This window comes from Paractinoplanes deccanensis (genome assembly GCF_016862115.1).
Taxonomy (GTDB): domain Bacteria; phylum Actinomycetota; class Actinomycetes; order Mycobacteriales; family Micromonosporaceae; genus Actinoplanes; species Actinoplanes deccanensis.
Genome location: NZ_BOMI01000249.1, coordinates 1 through 983 on the forward strand (window position 1 = coordinate 1; position 983 = coordinate 983).

At 63.2% G+C, this 983-nt stretch carries 1 protein-coding gene; it reads right to left on the reverse strand.

The features are described 5' to 3' along the window. Positions 1-983: AAA family ATPase (locus Ade02nite_RS48860; RefSeq protein ID WP_203778297.1), on the reverse strand; the 983-nt coding region annotated here is incomplete at both ends.

The window sequence follows — 983 nt, forward strand, 5'->3', positions numbered from 1 at the left end:
GCAGTCGACGACGACGATCTGGCCGGGGCGCAGCTCGTTGAACAGGATCTGCTCGGACAGGGCGTCTTCCAGGTCACGCTGGATCGTGCGGCGCAGCGGCCGGGCACCCAGCACCGGGTCGAAGCCCTTCTTCGCCAGGTACTTCTTCGCGTTGTCGGTCAGCTCGAGACCCATGTCCTTGTTCTTCAACTGCGTCTCGATCCGCGACGTGAAGATGTCCACGATCTCCAGGATCTCGTTCTGCCGCAGCTGATGGAACACGATCGTGTCATCGATACGGTTCAGGAACTCCGGGCGGAAGTGCTGCTTCAGCTCGTCGTTGACCTTCACCTTCATCCGCTCGTAGTTGGACTCCTCGGCCTCGGAAGCCTGGAAGCCCAGCGACACCGCCTTGGCCACATCCCGCGTGCCCAAGTTGGTGGTCAGGATGATCACCGTGTTCTTGAAGTCGACGATGCGGCCCTGACCGTCGGTCAGCCGACCGTCCTCCAAGATCTGCAACAGCGTGTTGAACACATCCGGGTGGGCCTTCTCGATCTCATCGAACAGCACCACCGAGAACGGCTTACGCCGCACCTTCTCGGTCAGCTGACCACCCTCGTCGTAACCGACGTAACCGGGAGGGGCACCGACCAGACGCGACACCGTGTACCGGTCGTGGAACTCCGACATGTCCAGCTGGATCAACGCGTCCTCGGACCCGAACAAGAACTCCGCGAGCGCCTTGGACAACTCCGTCTTACCGACACCGGACGGGCCGGCGAAGATGAACGAGCCCGACGGCCGCTTCGGGTCCTTCAGACCCGCCCGCGTACGCCGGATCGCCTTGGACACGGCCTTGACCGCGTCCTCCTGACCGATGACCCGCTTGTGGAGCTCGTCCTCCATGCGCAGCAGCCGGGACGTCTCCTCCTCGGTCAGCTTGTAGACCGGGATGCCGGTCCAGTTGCCCAGCACCTCGGCGATCTGCTCGTCGTCGACCT